This is a genomic window from Paradesertivirga mongoliensis, assembly GCF_024436395.1.
In the GTDB taxonomy this organism is placed as follows: Bacteria; Bacteroidota; Bacteroidia; order Sphingobacteriales; family Sphingobacteriaceae; genus Paradesertivirga; species Paradesertivirga mongoliensis.
The window spans coordinates 99,769-114,690 of the sequence record NZ_JAFMZO010000004.1; the positions used below are offsets into that span (position 1 = coordinate 99,769).

The 14,922-nt window shown below is 42.5% G+C and carries 14 protein-coding genes and 1 other RNA gene; 3 read left to right on the top strand and 12 right to left on the bottom strand.

Going from position 1 to position 14,922, the window contains the following annotated elements:
* Window positions 1-32: 32 nt before the first annotated feature.
* The 6 genes from J3P43_RS15945 to J3P43_RS15970 all read right to left on the bottom strand — a co-directional run bounded on the left by J3P43_RS15945 (window position 33) and on the right by J3P43_RS15970 (window position 4,043).
* Window positions 33-1,430, bottom strand: coding sequence for a sigma-54-dependent transcriptional regulator (locus J3P43_RS15945; protein WP_255904277.1), 1,398 nt, complete (start codon window positions 1,428-1,430; stop codon window positions 33-35).
* Window positions 1,431-1,561: 131 nt separating this feature from the next.
* Window positions 1,562-1,948: RNase P RNA component class A (gene rnpB / locus J3P43_RS15950), an RNA gene on the bottom strand.
* Window positions 1,949-1,958: 10 nt separating this feature from the next.
* The gene (locus J3P43_RS15955) at window positions 1,959-2,207 is read right to left on the bottom strand and encodes a hypothetical protein (RefSeq protein WP_255904279.1); all 249 of its coding nucleotides are present in this window, start codon (window positions 2,205-2,207) and stop codon (window positions 1,959-1,961) included.
* Window positions 2,207-2,911 carry a DUF3291 domain-containing protein gene (locus J3P43_RS15960; protein ID WP_255904281.1) on the bottom strand — a complete coding sequence of 235 codons (705 nt, stop codon included), beginning with the start codon at window positions 2,909-2,911 and terminating at the stop codon, window positions 2,207-2,209. The genes J3P43_RS15955 and J3P43_RS15960 overlap by 1 nt, the downstream gene beginning before the upstream one ends.
* Before the next feature lie 61 nt (window positions 2,912-2,972).
* Entirely contained in the window at window positions 2,973-3,512 is a 540-nt protein-coding gene (locus tag J3P43_RS15965; protein ID WP_255904283.1) for a ferritin, read from the bottom strand.
* 168 nt (window positions 3,513-3,680) lie between these two features.
* The gene (locus J3P43_RS15970) at window positions 3,681-4,043 is read right to left on the bottom strand and encodes a DUF6686 family protein (RefSeq protein WP_255904285.1); all 363 of its coding nucleotides are present in this window, start codon (window positions 4,041-4,043) and stop codon (window positions 3,681-3,683) included.
* 110 nt (window positions 4,044-4,153) lie between these two features.
* Here J3P43_RS15970 and J3P43_RS15975 point away from each other — a divergent pair, with 110 nt between their 5' ends.
* Window positions 4,154-5,530, top strand: coding sequence for an exonuclease domain-containing protein (locus J3P43_RS15975; protein WP_255904287.1), 1,377 nt, complete (start codon window positions 4,154-4,156; stop codon window positions 5,528-5,530).
* A gap of 37 nt (window positions 5,531-5,567) precedes the next feature.
* Here J3P43_RS15975 and J3P43_RS15980 read toward each other — a convergent pair whose 3' ends face one another.
* Window positions 5,568-9,767 (bottom strand): hybrid sensor histidine kinase/response regulator, encoded by a 4,200-nt coding sequence (locus J3P43_RS15980; RefSeq protein ID WP_255904289.1) that lies wholly within the window; start codon window positions 9,765-9,767, stop codon window positions 5,568-5,570.
* A gap of 488 nt (window positions 9,768-10,255) precedes the next feature.
* On the opposite strand from J3P43_RS15980, the gene J3P43_RS15985 reads away from it, so the two are divergent.
* Window positions 10,256-11,554 carry a DEAD/DEAH box helicase gene (locus J3P43_RS15985; RefSeq protein ID WP_255904291.1) on the top strand — a complete coding sequence of 433 codons (1,299 nt, stop codon included), beginning with the start codon at window positions 10,256-10,258 and terminating at the stop codon, window positions 11,552-11,554.
* Between the two features lie 12 nt (window positions 11,555-11,566).
* Here the strand turns inward: J3P43_RS15985 and J3P43_RS15990 are convergent, their stop codons facing one another.
* A complete protein-coding gene (locus J3P43_RS15990) occupies window positions 11,567-12,061 on the bottom strand; it encodes a DUF2231 domain-containing protein (RefSeq protein ID WP_255904293.1) in 495 nt (164 codons plus the stop codon).
* Window positions 12,062-12,373, bottom strand: coding sequence for a hypothetical protein (locus J3P43_RS15995; protein WP_255904295.1), 312 nt, complete (start codon window positions 12,371-12,373; stop codon window positions 12,062-12,064). It abuts the gene before it with no gap.
* 297 nt (window positions 12,374-12,670) lie between these two features.
* Here J3P43_RS15995 and J3P43_RS16000 point away from each other — a divergent pair, with 297 nt between their 5' ends.
* Window positions 12,671-13,507 carry a CvfB family protein gene (locus J3P43_RS16000; protein WP_255904297.1) on the top strand — a complete coding sequence of 279 codons (837 nt, stop codon included), beginning with the start codon at window positions 12,671-12,673 and terminating at the stop codon, window positions 13,505-13,507.
* On the opposite strand, the gene J3P43_RS16005 is transcribed toward J3P43_RS16000, so the two are convergent.
* The 3 genes from J3P43_RS16005 to J3P43_RS16015 are packed head-to-tail and all read right to left on the bottom strand — an operon-like array spanning window position 13,508 to window position 14,835.
* The gene (locus tag J3P43_RS16005; protein ID WP_255904299.1) at window positions 13,508-13,771 is read right to left on the bottom strand and encodes a SemiSWEET transporter; all 264 of its coding nucleotides are present in this window, start codon (window positions 13,769-13,771) and stop codon (window positions 13,508-13,510) included.
* A gap of 1 nt (window position 13,772) precedes the next feature.
* A complete protein-coding gene (locus J3P43_RS16010; protein ID WP_255904301.1) occupies window positions 13,773-14,201 on the bottom strand; it encodes a c-type cytochrome in 429 nt (142 codons plus the stop codon).
* A complete protein-coding gene (locus J3P43_RS16015; protein WP_255904303.1) occupies window positions 14,191-14,835 on the bottom strand; it encodes an SCO family protein in 645 nt (214 codons plus the stop codon). Before J3P43_RS16015 ends, J3P43_RS16010 begins: the two co-directional genes overlap by 11 nt.
* Window positions 14,836-14,922 lie beyond the last annotated feature (87 nt).

Here is a 14,922-nt window from a genome sequence, read left to right on the forward strand (position 1 = left end):
CAGAGTCTCAGATTCTTCGCCGGGAATAAAGGTTATTGTTCGTTTCTTTTCAATCCGTATTTCTCAATTTTGCTGTAGAGGTGACTTCGTTGAATATCGATGTCATCAGCTGTTTTTGAGACATTCCAGTTGTTTTTCTCAAGTTTATATTTAATATACTCTTTCTCGGCGTAATCTTTATATTCCTGAAAACTGGCGAACTGATCGTAATTAGTCGAAGTTGAAGCTTGAGAAGGGGTAGTTCCGGTAGCATGACTAACTGGTTGCGCTGCCGACGGATTAGCAAAGGTACGAACGTCATTTTCAGTGATTACTTTATCACTTAATATGATAAGTCGTTCGACCATATTACGCAGCTCGCGAATATTGCCGGTCCAGGGAAGAGCTTTTAATGTTTCTATTGCTCCCTCACTGAATTTTTTAGTAGGCATTCCATACTCGTTGCAAATCTCCTCGCAAAAGCTTTCCGCGATAAGCGGTATGTCGTCTTTACGTTCAGCAAGAGACGGGACGTGAATGAGGATAACGCTTAAGCGATGGAACAAGTCCATCCGGAAATTACCGTCTTCAATCTCTTTTAGCAGGTCTTTATTGGTGGCGGCAACCACACGTACATCTACATCTATTTCTTTTTCGCCGCCAACGCGTGTTATTTTATTTTCCTGAAGCGCACGTAATACTTTGGCCTGAGCCGAAAGACTCATGTCGCCAATCTCATCAAGGAACAAAGTGCCGCCATTGGCTTGTTCAAATTTTCCGATCCGCTGTTTTACTGCAGAAGTAAAGGAGCCTTTCTCATGTCCGAAAAGTTCACTCTCTATTAGTTCTGAGGGAATGGCTGCACAGTTAACTTCGATAATTGGTCCGCCGGAGCGGTTCGATTTTTCATGCAACCAGCGGGCAACCAATTCTTTACCGCTACCGTTAGCACCCGTTACCAACACTCTGGCGTCGGTAGGAGCTACCCGGTCAATAGTATCTTTTATTTTAGAGATAGCAGGCGAGTCGCCAAGCATATCCCGTACCTTGCTCACTTTTCGCTTTAAAACCTTGGTTTCTGTAACCAGGTTTCCGCGTTCAAGGGCGTTTCTAACGGTGATTAATAATCTGTTAAGGTCTGGCGGTTTCGATATAAAGTCGTATGCCCCCTTTTTGCTGGCCTCAACAGCTGTTTCTATCGTTCCGTGGCCAGAAATCATGATGAATGGGATGTCTGGTTTGACTGCAAGCGCTTCAGAAAGCACTTCCATTCCATCCATCTTATTCATTTTTATGTCGCAAAGAACTAAATCAAAATCGTTGTTCTTGATTTTTTCCAGTCCATCGATACCGTTATCTACATCTTCAACCTCATAATCTTCATATTCAAGTATCTCACGCAGTGTATTGCGTATAGCGCGCTCGTCGTCAACAATTAGAATTTTTGCCATAGTGATTCTTCAGCTTTCAAACGCAAGGTGCTTATAATTGTTTGAATTTTGTATACAAATATATACAGTTTTGAAAATGACGAGAAGGCGCTCTTGGAAAAAAGAAGCTCTTCCGTACAGGAAGAGCTAATAAGTTTCACAGGCTTGTAAGCCGGGTTCTGTTCTCCAATACCGGAGTTTCTATCATTTATCTGGCTGTACCGTTGCCGGCACAATCTAACGGCCTACCCATTCCGAAAAAAGACTTTCGCCTTTAAGGAGCGAGCAACTCCTGGTTCGGAACTTATTTGGCCTTTCAACTCCCGGGGTTTACCGCAATGCATGTCGCCATACAAGGCCGTGAGCTCTTACCTCACGTTTTCACCTTTGTCCGCCAGCTGGCGGATAGTTTATTTTCTGTGGCACTTTCCGTCTCCCGGTTAAACCGGAATCCTTCCCGTTAGGAAGCGAGATGCTCTGTGTTGCCCGGACTTTCCTCTCTCCGCCGGCTGGCGGAGAGCGATAGAACCGCCTGTGACTGCAAAGATACTAATATTCGTGACGCTGATAAGCTGCTCTGAAATCTTCTGACATTAACCTGAACCTGGCGATTACTGTGGCGATAAATTCTTCGTCCAAAATTTGAAATACACTATTCACACCATCCAGCATATCAATTTCTGAAAGCTTGTATGTTTGCTCAAGAATCCCTTGCTCAAATTTTACAATGTATTTCATGTTCATGGAAAATATGGTGATCTTACAGTCGGGACGCGGTAATTCTGCTACTACTCTCATCAGTGCTTTTTAAAGATATGTTGAAGTGGGTCTGAGCCTTTTAATGTACCAAAGCTAGCGATAGGTTTAAATCTTGCAAAAAGTTCTTCGCTGTACCAGTTCTCTTCGCGTGTTTTACGAATTACTTCCCGGTGCTCTGCAGATTCGTAAGCGAAGGCTTTTACATCTTCAATGCTTTCCCACACCGAAAAAGTTGCCTGCCGGTACAAAGGGGCTTCCCCAATTCCAAATGATGTGATATAGCCCTTTGAACCTAACATCAGCTTTGCTGTTTTATCTACATTGGCCCAAAAGTTTTTAAGGCGGTTAAACCGGATAGTGGCCCGGGTGAGGACGGCCACTGGACCGTCGTATACAGTATTCTGAACAGGTCCGAAGGGTTCCGAACCATCCCACTTGCCATGGCTGCTCAACGGCGCGCACAGAATAGTATAGGTTTCAAGAGCAAAAGTTTTCCACCAGGAGGAAACAAAAGATTTCAGCCTGAAACTTTCAAAACCTTCATGTGAATCCCATACGGTTAAAAGTGCCCATTGCTGTAAATCTGCTTGTTTGTCAAATGTTCCGTTTTTGCCGCTTCCCATGAGTTTCCAAAATTTGCAGTCCTTGTTCAGTGCTAATGGTAGCCGATGAATTGCCATAGCCAGAAAAGCAAAAGGAATTTTAGGTTTTGAATACCTGATGACTGTTAATGCTACCACCATGAAGTTTTAAACGAAAAAAGCCACCCATATTATTGGATGGCCTGACATACTGTTAAAAGAATTATTCTTCTCCGGCGCTCTCGCCGTAGCTAACTTTGGGGATCTGCTTGTCAATTTGCCAGCGGCCGGTTCCTTCTTCACCAATTACGTCGAATAATTCAAGAATTCTGCGGGCTACATATTCTTCTTCAATTTGCTCTTTAAGGAACCACTGTATGAATTCGAACGTGGTATAGTCTTTCAGTCGCATGCACTGATCTGCGATCCGGTTCAGCTGACTTGTCACCTTAATTTCCTGTTGAAGTGCAAGCTCGAAAACGCCTTTAAATGACTCGAACTCCTGAGGAATATTAACAACTTCAGGGGAGATGGCCCTTCCGCCAAGATCGTTGATGTATTTAAAGATCTTAAGCATATGTCCACGCTCTTCGTTCGATTGATTTTCAAGATATCCTGCACTATAATCGAAGCCATTACGATTGCAGTAAGATGCCATAGCTAAATATACCGCAGATGAATATGCTTCGGTTTTTATTTGTTCGTTTAAAAGGAGTTCAATTTCTTCCGAAAGGGAAGTCCTTAATCTGAGAAGGTCTTTCATGTTGTTTTTATTTAAGTCGTACTACAGTAGCCGGTAAAAACTATCGCACAAAAGGCGATGGTGGTCCACCCTGCAAACAATTCCTGTAAAAGAAATTTTAATTCTAATTTACGATTATAACAATAATTAAAAGGAAAAGTAATGTAGTAAATCTAATACAGATTTAATCTAAATACTATATAGATGCGGGCGCAGACACTCCCAGATAACACTGTTAAGGTGCAGAGAAAATTTAGCCCCGCCAAGTAATTCCTTTAAGTTGAGTACGTCTGTAAGCGTTAATACGAAGCAGCGTTCTGAATAGGGAGGCATTAAAACAGTAACATCGGTAACCGACGAGGAAGATAGTATCATGCCCACAAGATCGAGGGAATTTACACGTTTTGTAAAGTCGATAAAGTCGCTGGCTTTAAATGAGCAAGTAGTACCTCCGAATTCTAATATATACGAATTCGTTTTATTGCACTGAGAAACAGAACCATTTTCGGTTCTAAAAACTTCCACTATCTTGATACAATTATTATCCTTCATCTATAACTCTCCTGCAAATCTACGTATTGTTTATAATTAGTCCAAATAAGAACGGAATTTTTGTGAAAAGAATATACTAAAGATGTTAGTATTTAACTTAAGTTTGTATTATGTACGCAATTGTGGATATAGAAACGACGGGAGGGCATGCTTCTGCAAACGGGATTACCGAAATCGCCGTTATTATTCACGATGGCGCTAAGGTAATAAGGAGGTACGAAACACTTATAAACCCGCAGCGAAATATCCCGGTGTACATTTCTGCCTTGACCGGTATCAGCAATGAAATGGTAGCGCGGGCGCCCTTGTTTTCAGAGGTTGCTGCCGAAATATTCAGCCTGCTCCACGACAAGATTTTTATTGCGCACAACGTTAACTTCGATTATTCTTTTTTAAAATATCATCTGTCGGCTTGCGGATATGAACTGCAATGCAAAAAACTTTGTACGGTGCGGCTAAGCCGGAAAGTTTTCCCCGGTTTAATATCGTACAGCTTGGGTAAATTGTGCAAGCAGTTAAAGATAGACCTGTGCAATCATCACCGGGCCGGGGGCGATGCAGAGGCGACCGCTGTCTTATTTTCGATGCTGCTTGAGCATGATGAAGCAGGGCATATCAGCCAATCGCTAAACCGCAATTCTAAAGAACAGCTTTTACCTCCCAACGTAAAACGCGCCGATTTTGATCGTCTGCCAAATACACCGGGAGTTTACTATTTCAATAACCAGAAAGGCAAGGTTTTGTATGTAGGAAAAGCAAAGAATCTGAAAAAGCGTGTCAGTTCGCACTTTACCGGAAACAACGCCAATAAGCAGCGCCAGGATTTTATGCGCGACATTCACTCGATTAACTTCCAGGAATGCGGCACAGAGCTGATGGCTTTTATTTTAGAAGCTACTGAGATAAAGCGGTTGTGGCCGGAGAATAACCGGGCGTTGAAGCGTTTTGAACAAGCCTATGGTCTTTTTACCTATGAGGATCAGCGAGGCTACCTCAGGCTGTTGATTGACAAGAAGCGAAAAGGATCGGTGCCGGTATATAGTTTTAATCAGGTGTTTGAGGGACATAGTTTATTAAGACAGTTGATGGAAGAATTTGAACTTTGCCCCAAACTTTGTTTTATTCAGCGAAACCAGGATGAGTGTATAGGAGTTGAGAATAAGCCTTGCAAAGGCGCCTGTAAAGGTAGCGAGAGCCGTGTGTTGTATAATATTCGCGTTCAGCAGGCTATCGCTAAACTCAAATCCAATCTTCCTTCATTTGCCTTGCTCGATCAAGGGCGTAATGACGAGGAGCAAAGTGTAATTTTGATGGAGGGCGGGCATTTACAGGGCATGGGATACGTGATGAAAAATGTTCCTCTGGAAGATCTTGGTTCGCTTAAAAACGTCATCCAGCCATACCCGTCAAATGATTATATCCGAAACCTGGTACATACTTTCGCCAGCAAAAATCCTGACCGGATTCTGAACTTTCAGAATCATTAACACAAAAACTTCCACAATAGAAGCCTCTCGGGGGGTACTAGATATTCTGAGTTTCGTAATAATTTTCGGCTACTTGTTTTAAGGCCTGTACCAGGATTTCCAGACTGATAGGTTTCGTTATATAGTCGTTCATTCCAGCTTTGAGACAGGCTTCGCGATCTTCTGGTAAAGCATTTGCCGTCATTGCAATAATTGCAGGCTGATGAATACTATTTTTTCTGATGTATGCGGTGGCTTCGAGTCCATCCATTTCAGGCATGAGCATATCCATTAAAATAACATGAAACGCTTTGATTTTGAGCATATCTACAGCTTCTCGACCATTATTGGCGAGTTCGGGAAGGTAGCCCAGCTTGCTAAGCACTTTCATAGCAAGTTTTTGGTTAATGAGGTTGTCTTCGGCTAAAAGAATATCAAGCGGATACAGCTTAGCGAAATCTTCGGATAAAACGTTTTGGTTTACTTTTTCTTCCTGAACGGGAGGCTTACCGGGTTTAAGTTCAGACTGAACCAAATTAAAGAGCTGCGCTTGTTTTACCGGTTTGGTTAACACTGAGTTAAATAGATGAGGATATTTACTCCGGCTTTCGTCGCCAACAGAGCTTAGTAATATAATGGGAACCTGCGGAATAATCGCTTTAAGTGCTTCGGCGAGCCCAACACCATCCATCACCGGCATTTGCATGTCGGTAATAATCAGCTGGAATTTTTCACCCGATTCAACAAGTTCTATTGCTTCTTTTCCTGATGATGCTAATGTTGGAACCAGTTTCCATAGTTCGAGCTGTGCTTTCAGGATAGAAAGGTTAGTTTCGTTATCGTCAATAATCAGTACCTTTTTTCCTTCATTACCGGCAGTATTGAAATTGGCATATTGTTTCCTTGAAACCTTACCAACCTTACACTGGATGGTAAAGCTAAAGGTTGTACCTCTTCCTACTTCACTCTCGACCGTAATTTCACCCCCCATCAATTTTACCAGACGCTCGCTAATCACGAGGCCTAAACCTGTACCACCGTATTTTCTGGTGGTAGAAGAGTCTACCTGAGAGAAAGCCTTAAATAAGCGGCCAATCTTTTCTTTCGGGATCCCGATACCGCTGTCCCGCACGTCAAAGCTGATTTCTATATCGTCATTTGCCGCCTTAGAGAGCTGTACATTTAAAAATACCTCGCCTTCGTGGGTGAATTTCATGGCGTTACTCACCAGGTTGAGGAGAATCTGTCTGAGCCGCATATTATCGCCGATCACCTGAATGGGCACCATATTATCAATTTGATAAACCAGGTCCAATCCTTGTGCAGCGGCTCTGCCTGCAAAAACGTCCATAACCTGTTCAATACATTGGCGAAGGTCGAAGTCGTGGTGCTCCAATTCCAGATTTCCCGATTCAATTTTCGAGAAATCAAGAATATCGTTGATAACGGTTAAAAGGGCATCTCCGCTTGTGCGGATCACATTCACATAATCTTCCTGTTCATTGGAAAGCTTGGTTTCGGCAAGGAGTGAGGCCATACCAATAACGCCATTCATTGGAGTGCGGATTTCATGACTCATGGTGGCAAGGAAAACACTCTTTGCCTGATTTGCTTTATCTGCCTTTTGGCGCTCCATGGCAAGCTCCTGATTTAGGGTAAACAGGTTGTCGGTCTGCGACTGAAGCTCTTCAGATTGGGCCTGAAGTTCTTCATTCATCTGCTGAAGTTCCTCAGATTGGACTTGTAATTCCTCATTTACATTGATAAGGTTTTCGGATTGTACCCTTAATTCCTCAGACTGATGTACTACTTCGGCTGTACGTAGCTGTACCTCCTTTTCCAATGCCTCTTTTTGCGCTTTGATGATGTTTATCCGATGCCGGTAATAAGCAATGGCCCCACCTGCAATTGTTAATACAGTCAGTATCCTAAACCACCAGGTCATCCAGAAAGGTGGCTTGATGTAAATTTTTATAGAACGGCCTTTTTTGTTCCAGACACCATCATTATTAGAGGCCTTTACGATAAAAGTATATTCGCCCGGAGGGATATTCGTGTACGAGGCTTTCCGGGTTGTTCCTACATAGTTCCAGTCCTTGTCAAATCCTTCAAGTTTGTAAGCATATTGGTTTTCTTTAGTCCGCGACAGGTTGCCTGCTATAAATTCAAACGAAAATACATTTTGCTTATATGAAAGATTGATCTCATCAGTCTCTAAAATGACCTTATTTAAAACAGTATTTTCACCGTGGACGGAAACCGATTTATTAAACAGTTCAAAGTCGATAATATGAACTTCCGGAATAGCGCTGTTTAAAACGAGCTTTTGAGGATTAAATAGGTTAAATCCGTTTAGTCCGCCAAATACCAAATCCCCGCTGGAAAGCCTCAATGCGGATCTCTGGAGGAATTCGTTAAACTCGAAGCCATTATTGATGCTATAATTTCTGAACGATCTGGATCTTATATCATACTTCGAAATTCCTTTGTGTGTACTTAGCCAGACGTTTCCGGATGCGTCTTCCAAAATAGCATTGATCTGGTTACTGTTTAAGCCATCGGCGTCAGTATAATTGCTAAAGACGTTGCTTTTAATGCTCAGGTGACTTAAACCGCCTTTAGTTCCGATTAAAAGATTTCCATTTCTGTCTTCAACAATAGTCGATATATCGTTGCTTGTAATAGTGTTATTATTTGAGGGGTTGTTTTTAAATGTTTGGTAAATGCCTTTTTCTTTATTTACTTTAATAAGGCCCTCTACGTTTGAACCAATCCAAAGATTGGAACCTTTGTCGATATAAAAGGCCGTTATGCCCGCCAGCGGAATTGTCCGCCCCTCCCATAAAAAGCGGTAGAACGCATTTCGCTGATTGTCGAACTTATAGATACCGGTTGAATATGAAGCGATATATAAATTTTGCTCTGCGTCTTCCTGGATGAACCAGATGTCTCTTAAAATTATTTTTTGATTGTTTAGAGGATCAATACCTTCGAAATTCTGATAGGTATCATTGGCGGCGTTGTATTTGTAAATCCCTTCATCAAACGTACCAATCCAAAAGTTTTTTCTGCTGTCTTCATAAAAGGATAATACCGTGCCAATACGTTTTCCATCTTTTCGTTTTCTATGATGTAGAAAAGTCCCGGTTTGCCTGTTATACTGGTCGAAACCCTCTCTCAGCCCGATCCAGAGTCGGTTTTGCGAATCCTCATAAAATCTGAACGCCTCTTTGCTGCCCAGACTGTTAGTATCTCCCGGCTTGTTGGCATAATTTGGAAATTTCGAGTCAAGGGCTTCCTTTATCGATAAGCCCGCGATACTTCCTATCCAGATATTTCCTTCCTTATCCGCGTACACGGTGTTCAGCCCGTTATCCACCAGCGAATTAACGTCGAATGGATCATTGGTGTAGTTTACGAAGGTTTTTGATTGCTTGTTATAAACGCTCATTCCCCAGTTTGTGGCCACCCATATTTTTCCGTCTTTGGCCTCGCATATTCCTGGTACGTAGTCGCCTAAAAGACTATTTGGATTACTGGTGTGCTTGAATTTTATAAAACCATCGTTGTTCTTGTCGTAGAGATTCAGTCCGCCGAAGGCTGTTCCTATCCAGACGTCGCCATCTGAATCTGTAAAAATACTTCGGATAACGCCGGTACTTAGACTATTGGGTTGGGAGGTGCTAAAATAATTTTTAAAGGTTTTCCGGTCGCGGCTTAAAACGCTGATGCCATTATCAGTTCCAATCCAAAGTCTGCCTTGTTTATCTTCCGAAATAGCTCTGACGTAGTTACTAACTAATCCCTTCCCATTCGAATTGGCGGTAAACCCTTTTTTGAACCGTTGTGTTTTGCGATCGAATATATGCAGACCTTTATCTTCAAGGGCTACCCATAGAATACCCCTTGAGTCTTCATATATGGTGGTAACCCTATTGCTGGCGATGCTGTTCGGATCCTTTGGATTGTTTTTATATACAGTAAAATTGTCTGTCGAAGAGTTATATACATTTAAGCCACCATTTTCTGTGGCTACATAAAGCACACCTTTTTTGTCGGTATAGGTATATAAAATTGTGCTTGTACTTAAGCTCCCTTTCTTCCCTGCGTTGCTCTGATAAATTTTGAAGGTGTACCCGTCATACTTGTTTAACCCGTCTGAGGTCCCGATCCAGATAAAACCATTTTTATCGCTGGTAATACTTCTGACAAAGCTTTGAGATAGTCCGTTTCTTGAGGTCTTTCGATTAAACTTCATCTCCTGAGCCAGGGTTATCGGTATTGTTGCAACAAATAATAGAAGATATATGGCTGCCGATACTATTGTGCTGAACCTTTTATACGAGACCTGAAATATTTTACCATTAATCGGCATACAAGGGGGAATTGGTTTTCGAAATCAAAGTTGTGAACAGAAATATTTGTTCAGATCAGGTTTTACGGTGGCATGTCAGAAAGGTTATGCTTATGGCGTGCAAATTTTGTGGGCCTTGACCATTGACTTTTGCTTCCAACAGGGCACCGGCCTTTCACCCTAAACCTGATGGCAGCAGAAAGACGGCAGCCAGGCTTTAGGTTCGGGACGGCTTGGCGCGAACAGCAGGGCGGAAGAGGATAGCCGCAGCCCGGATGGTTTTCAAAAAACAGAGCACCGTAATTTATGGCTTAAACTTCATCAGACGGAAATAAAATACTGGATTCCCGAACATCTATCCGTAATTTGCGCCAAATTTCATTTTTGCTGCTGTGTGGTTAGAAAAATTAAAGCTTAATAAGTCGTTGGTCCGCTCGATAACTGATGAGGGATTCATAAGTCCTAAAGAAATGCAGGCCAGAACGCTGACCCGTATTGTTGGCGGACAGGATATTATTGGAATAGGCCCCGAGGGCTGCGGTAAAACCAGTACTTATATTTTGGGAGTGCTCAATAAATTGAAACAGGGGTTTGAGGACGCTCCCAGGGCTTTGATCCTGGTTCCGGATAAGGAAAGGGTAGAGGAAGTAATGGCAGAAATTGAACGCCTGAATAAAAATAAGACTATCCGTGTGGTGGGATTATATGCTGCCCCTGCCATAGAGAGTCAGCTAAATGCTCTGGCGGATGGATGTGATATTGTGGTGGCTACTCCCGACAGGGCGAGGGCTATTTACCTGAAGCTGGCCCTGAACCTGAACAAGATTTTGATGTTTGTGGTAGACGATGCGGAGCTGATTGTAAAGCAAGGTCTGCAACTACCGGTTGTGGAGTTGGCTAACAGTATCCAAAAATGCCAGCATCTGGTATTTTCGGAAGTGATACATGAGAGGCTCGAGAAAATGATCGATCCCTTTATGCGGCAGCCGGTGCTTATTGAAGTTGAAGAGCTGGGCGAAACTACCGTGTCTACTCATCCTCAGTTACTATATCAATTGCCTAATTTCCGGACGAAATTGAATCTGTTGAGTCTGCTTTTGGACGATGCCGAGATCTTTACTAAGACAGTAGTATTTGTGAATACCAGGCTAACTGCTGAAAAAGTTTATAATCACTTGAAAGTAAGGTTGAAAGGAGAGATTGCTATTTTAAACCCGGTTTTCTTCGAATCTGCCGGCCTGGAGAGTATTGACGAATTTTATGAGAGTGATACCGTTCGTGTGTTAATTATTGCCGACGAGTTGCAGGGGAACCTGGATCTTCAGGGTCTTCCTTTTATTATTCATGCGGAGCTTCCGGAAGACAAACAAACGTTTATCAGCCGGATTATTAATTCCGATTCTGGGGGCGAAGAGGTGCTTGCCATAACCCTCTCTACCGATTTTGAGTTACCTGTGGTAAGAAGGATAGAGCAGGCTATCGGGCAGAAAATGCCGGTTGCCGATTTGCCAGAGGATTTAATTGTTGATGTGGAGCAAAGAGATCCCGAAAGGAAGGTTCAAACACATAAGGCACCGAAAGAAACGGAAGAACGCGGAGCTGCTTTTCATGAAAAGAAAGCCAGCAATGCGAAGGATTACAATTACAGCTCGGGCTTAAAGGCGAAAATGAATAAGAAAAAGAAGCATTAAGAGTTTAATGCTTCAAAAACCTTTACAGTCTGCAGAAGGCTTATGCACACCTGCTCCCTGTTGGTAAACCAGGGTAGCGCCCACGTGCGATGTGTAAACCAGGTATCCTGAGCCTGTGAGCATTACTAATACCATTCCGTATTTCAGAAAAGTGGCGAACGTCTCCTGCAGCTTCATAAAAATAAGGATGAGATTAATAAAGGCCGCGGCCGAAAAAAGATAAGCCATAGTGTACGACGCATTTTCGTGGTCTTTCAAAATCGTTGGATCACAGATAGTGCGGGCAACTGCTCCATCAGCTATGCCGCCGGTATAGATCGCAAGCCAGGCAGCCAGGGAGCCTGTAAAAAGTAACAGGCTTCCAGCAAATTGCCAGGTATTGCGTGTCTCTTTTTTTACGAAAAGAGACACGGCACTAATCATTGTAGCAAACAACAGCAGGGCGATTGGAAAGTGTACCGATAGAGGGTGCCATATTTCCTCGCGCCAGATGGATGATTGGGACATCTATTCTAAAATTCTTACCGCTTTAGGATCTAGTCTGTTTCCAACTTTTTCGACTTCAACTTCCACTTTTTTGCCTTCGGCTAATTGATCAAAAGCAACGGTTTCTGCATTTTGGGTAAGGCTGGTCGAGTCGGTAAAGTATAATTCCAGTACTTTTCCGTCGTCGGTTTTTACATAAATCTCTGATTTGTCGGCTTCTACTTCTTGAATCGTGCCGCTGTACGTTCCGGATTCAACTACATCAGTTTTTTCGCCGCAGGCACTCATAGCGAACATTGCAGTTGCCAGGGCAAGGATCTGTAATTTTTTCATAATTATTGTTTAAATCAGTAAAGGAAATATATTTTGAAATGTTTGTAAAAATAAAAATACTCTTTTAACTTTTATGTAACGAAAGCAGGTGTTTGATTAAAACTGGTAGCATCCATCGTAAGTGTTAGCATAATCGATGCAACAGGAAATAGATAAAAGCTAGTCATTTCAGGTGAAGCCTGGCTGTTTGCTTCAAACACGGGGCAGATTTCAGCACTTATCGAAATCCATCATAGTGCCTGAAAAATTTTAATCTATCTTTGCCTTTCATTTCGCCACTAAAGGGCAACGGTATTTATGATCCAGACTGGGAAAATTAACGAGCTTGAATTTATTAGAAAAACGTCTCTGGGACTTGTTTTAGGCGAACCCGGATATGAAGTCTTACTTCCTTTTCCATCAGTTACCGGCGATGTAAATACTGCTGAGCCAATTCACGCTTTTGTATATATGAACAGCGATGGTCGCTTAATGGCCACTTTAAAAACTCCTTTCGCCTGCGTAGGTGAGTTTGCCGTGCTCGAAGTAATTGATCAAAACGACGATGGCTCCTTTTTGGACTTAGGGATTGAAAAAGATGTGTTCGTTCCGCTTCGCGAGCAGAAGCGCCCGATGCGTAAAGGCGAAAAGTATGTAGTTTACATTTACCTGAACGAACACAACAACAGAATAGAAGCAAGTTCGCGGCTGGCCCCTTTCATTGATGAAGGTGAAGTTGATTTTGAAGTTGGCGATGAAGTAGAGCTATATATTACTGATCCGGGTGATCTGGGGTATAATGCGATTGTCAATAAGAAATTCGCAGGTTTGTTATACCATAACGAACTCTATGAACATTTGAACCATGGTGAAATCAGGAAAGGCTATATCAAAAAGATCAGAGAAGGGAATAAAATTGATCTAAGCCTGAATCCGATAGGATATTCTCACATTCTCGATTCAAAGGAAGTCATTTTAGCTAAACTCGACGAAAACGGCGGTAGTCTCGACCTTGGCGATAAAAGTTCTCCCACTGAGATCTACAAAAGATTGAAAATCAGTAAAAAGGCCTTTAAAAAGACGATTGGCGCGTTGTACAAAGACCGGCTAATTGAAATATCCGACCACGAGATCAAACGCATTCCAAAAGCCTGATCAGGTTTTACTGAAACGGAGCTTACAAAATAACATCAGACAATTTACGAGACACGAGAAGGCGTTAGTCACGATAATCGGCATGTCGTCTTTTAAAGTACCATAATAGGTCCAGGTGGCAGTTCCGATGATTAAAATAATCACCATAAACGGCGAAATATTCTCTGCGTTTTTTTCTTTTATCGTTTTTACTACTTGCGGTATCATCGCGGTAGCGGTTAGTATCCCCGCTGCTAAACCTATAATCTCATTGCTTATCTTCATCCTAATGCTGGCAAGCCTTTAAATCGGCCTCGGCATTAGCAACATCATACAGTCCCTGCTTGTTTCCGAAAGAATTGGTTATATAAGTGATTACTGCTGCTATATCGATATTTGCCAGATGAGATTCGGAGGGCATTTCGCCGTTGAACTCAATTCCGTTAACCGATATAGGGCCTTTAAGTCCGTTTTTGATGATACAGGCTAATTCGCTTTTGTTGGTTTTCAGGTAGCTGGTATCGGTTAAGGGTGGATAGAGCTGTGCCAGGCCCTGTCCACTGTCGCCGTGGCAATTCTGGCAATGCCCCTCGTAAATTTCTTTTCCGTTCATGTAATACCGCGCATAGTTCAGCTCCTGTTCGCTCTGGCACGCCTCTAAAATACATATCACCGAAACTGATATGAATAAAAGAAAGATGAGTTTATTTCTCATCGTATTCTTCCAGCAGGATTTCCATGTCGGTAATCAATTGATCGACCGCCTCCTTTTTGGTGCCATCGTAAGCGCCGCGTAGTCGCTTGTCCTTATCAACCAATATAAACCACCCCTGGTGAACAAAGCCATCCGGCGCAGCCTTATCTTCGGCGACAGCAACCAGGTAATTCTTTTCGGCAAGCGTATAAACCGAGTCTTTTGTACCTTTTACAAATTGCCACTGGTCGCCGGTGATGCCTAGTTTTTCAGCATATGATTTCAGCTTCGAAGGCGTATCATACTTAAAGTCAATGGTATGCGAGAGAATCCCGACTTCCTTATTATCCTTAAACTTTTCATACACCTTTAGCATATTTCGATGCATAATAGGGCAGATGGAGGTGCAGGAAGTAAAAAAGAAGTCAGCCACAAAAATCCTTCCTTCGAAATTTTTCTCAGTAACAACGCTGCTGTCCTGGTTTATAAAGCTAAATGCCGGAATAGTTTGGTAAATGGTGTCGACAACGGTCTTTCCATCCACCGTTTTTTCTACAGGTTCACGTTCGCCTAAGATAGGCAGGCGTTTTTCTGTATCTGAAGAACATGCTGCGAGTGTCAACAGGCAGGAAATAAATAAGCAGTTTATTCTCATTTTTATAGTTAAATCATCCGTCTCAAATGTAGGTGCCGAAGCCTGGGAATCTCGGAAAAGCAAAGTTTTTTACAACCCAAACGACTA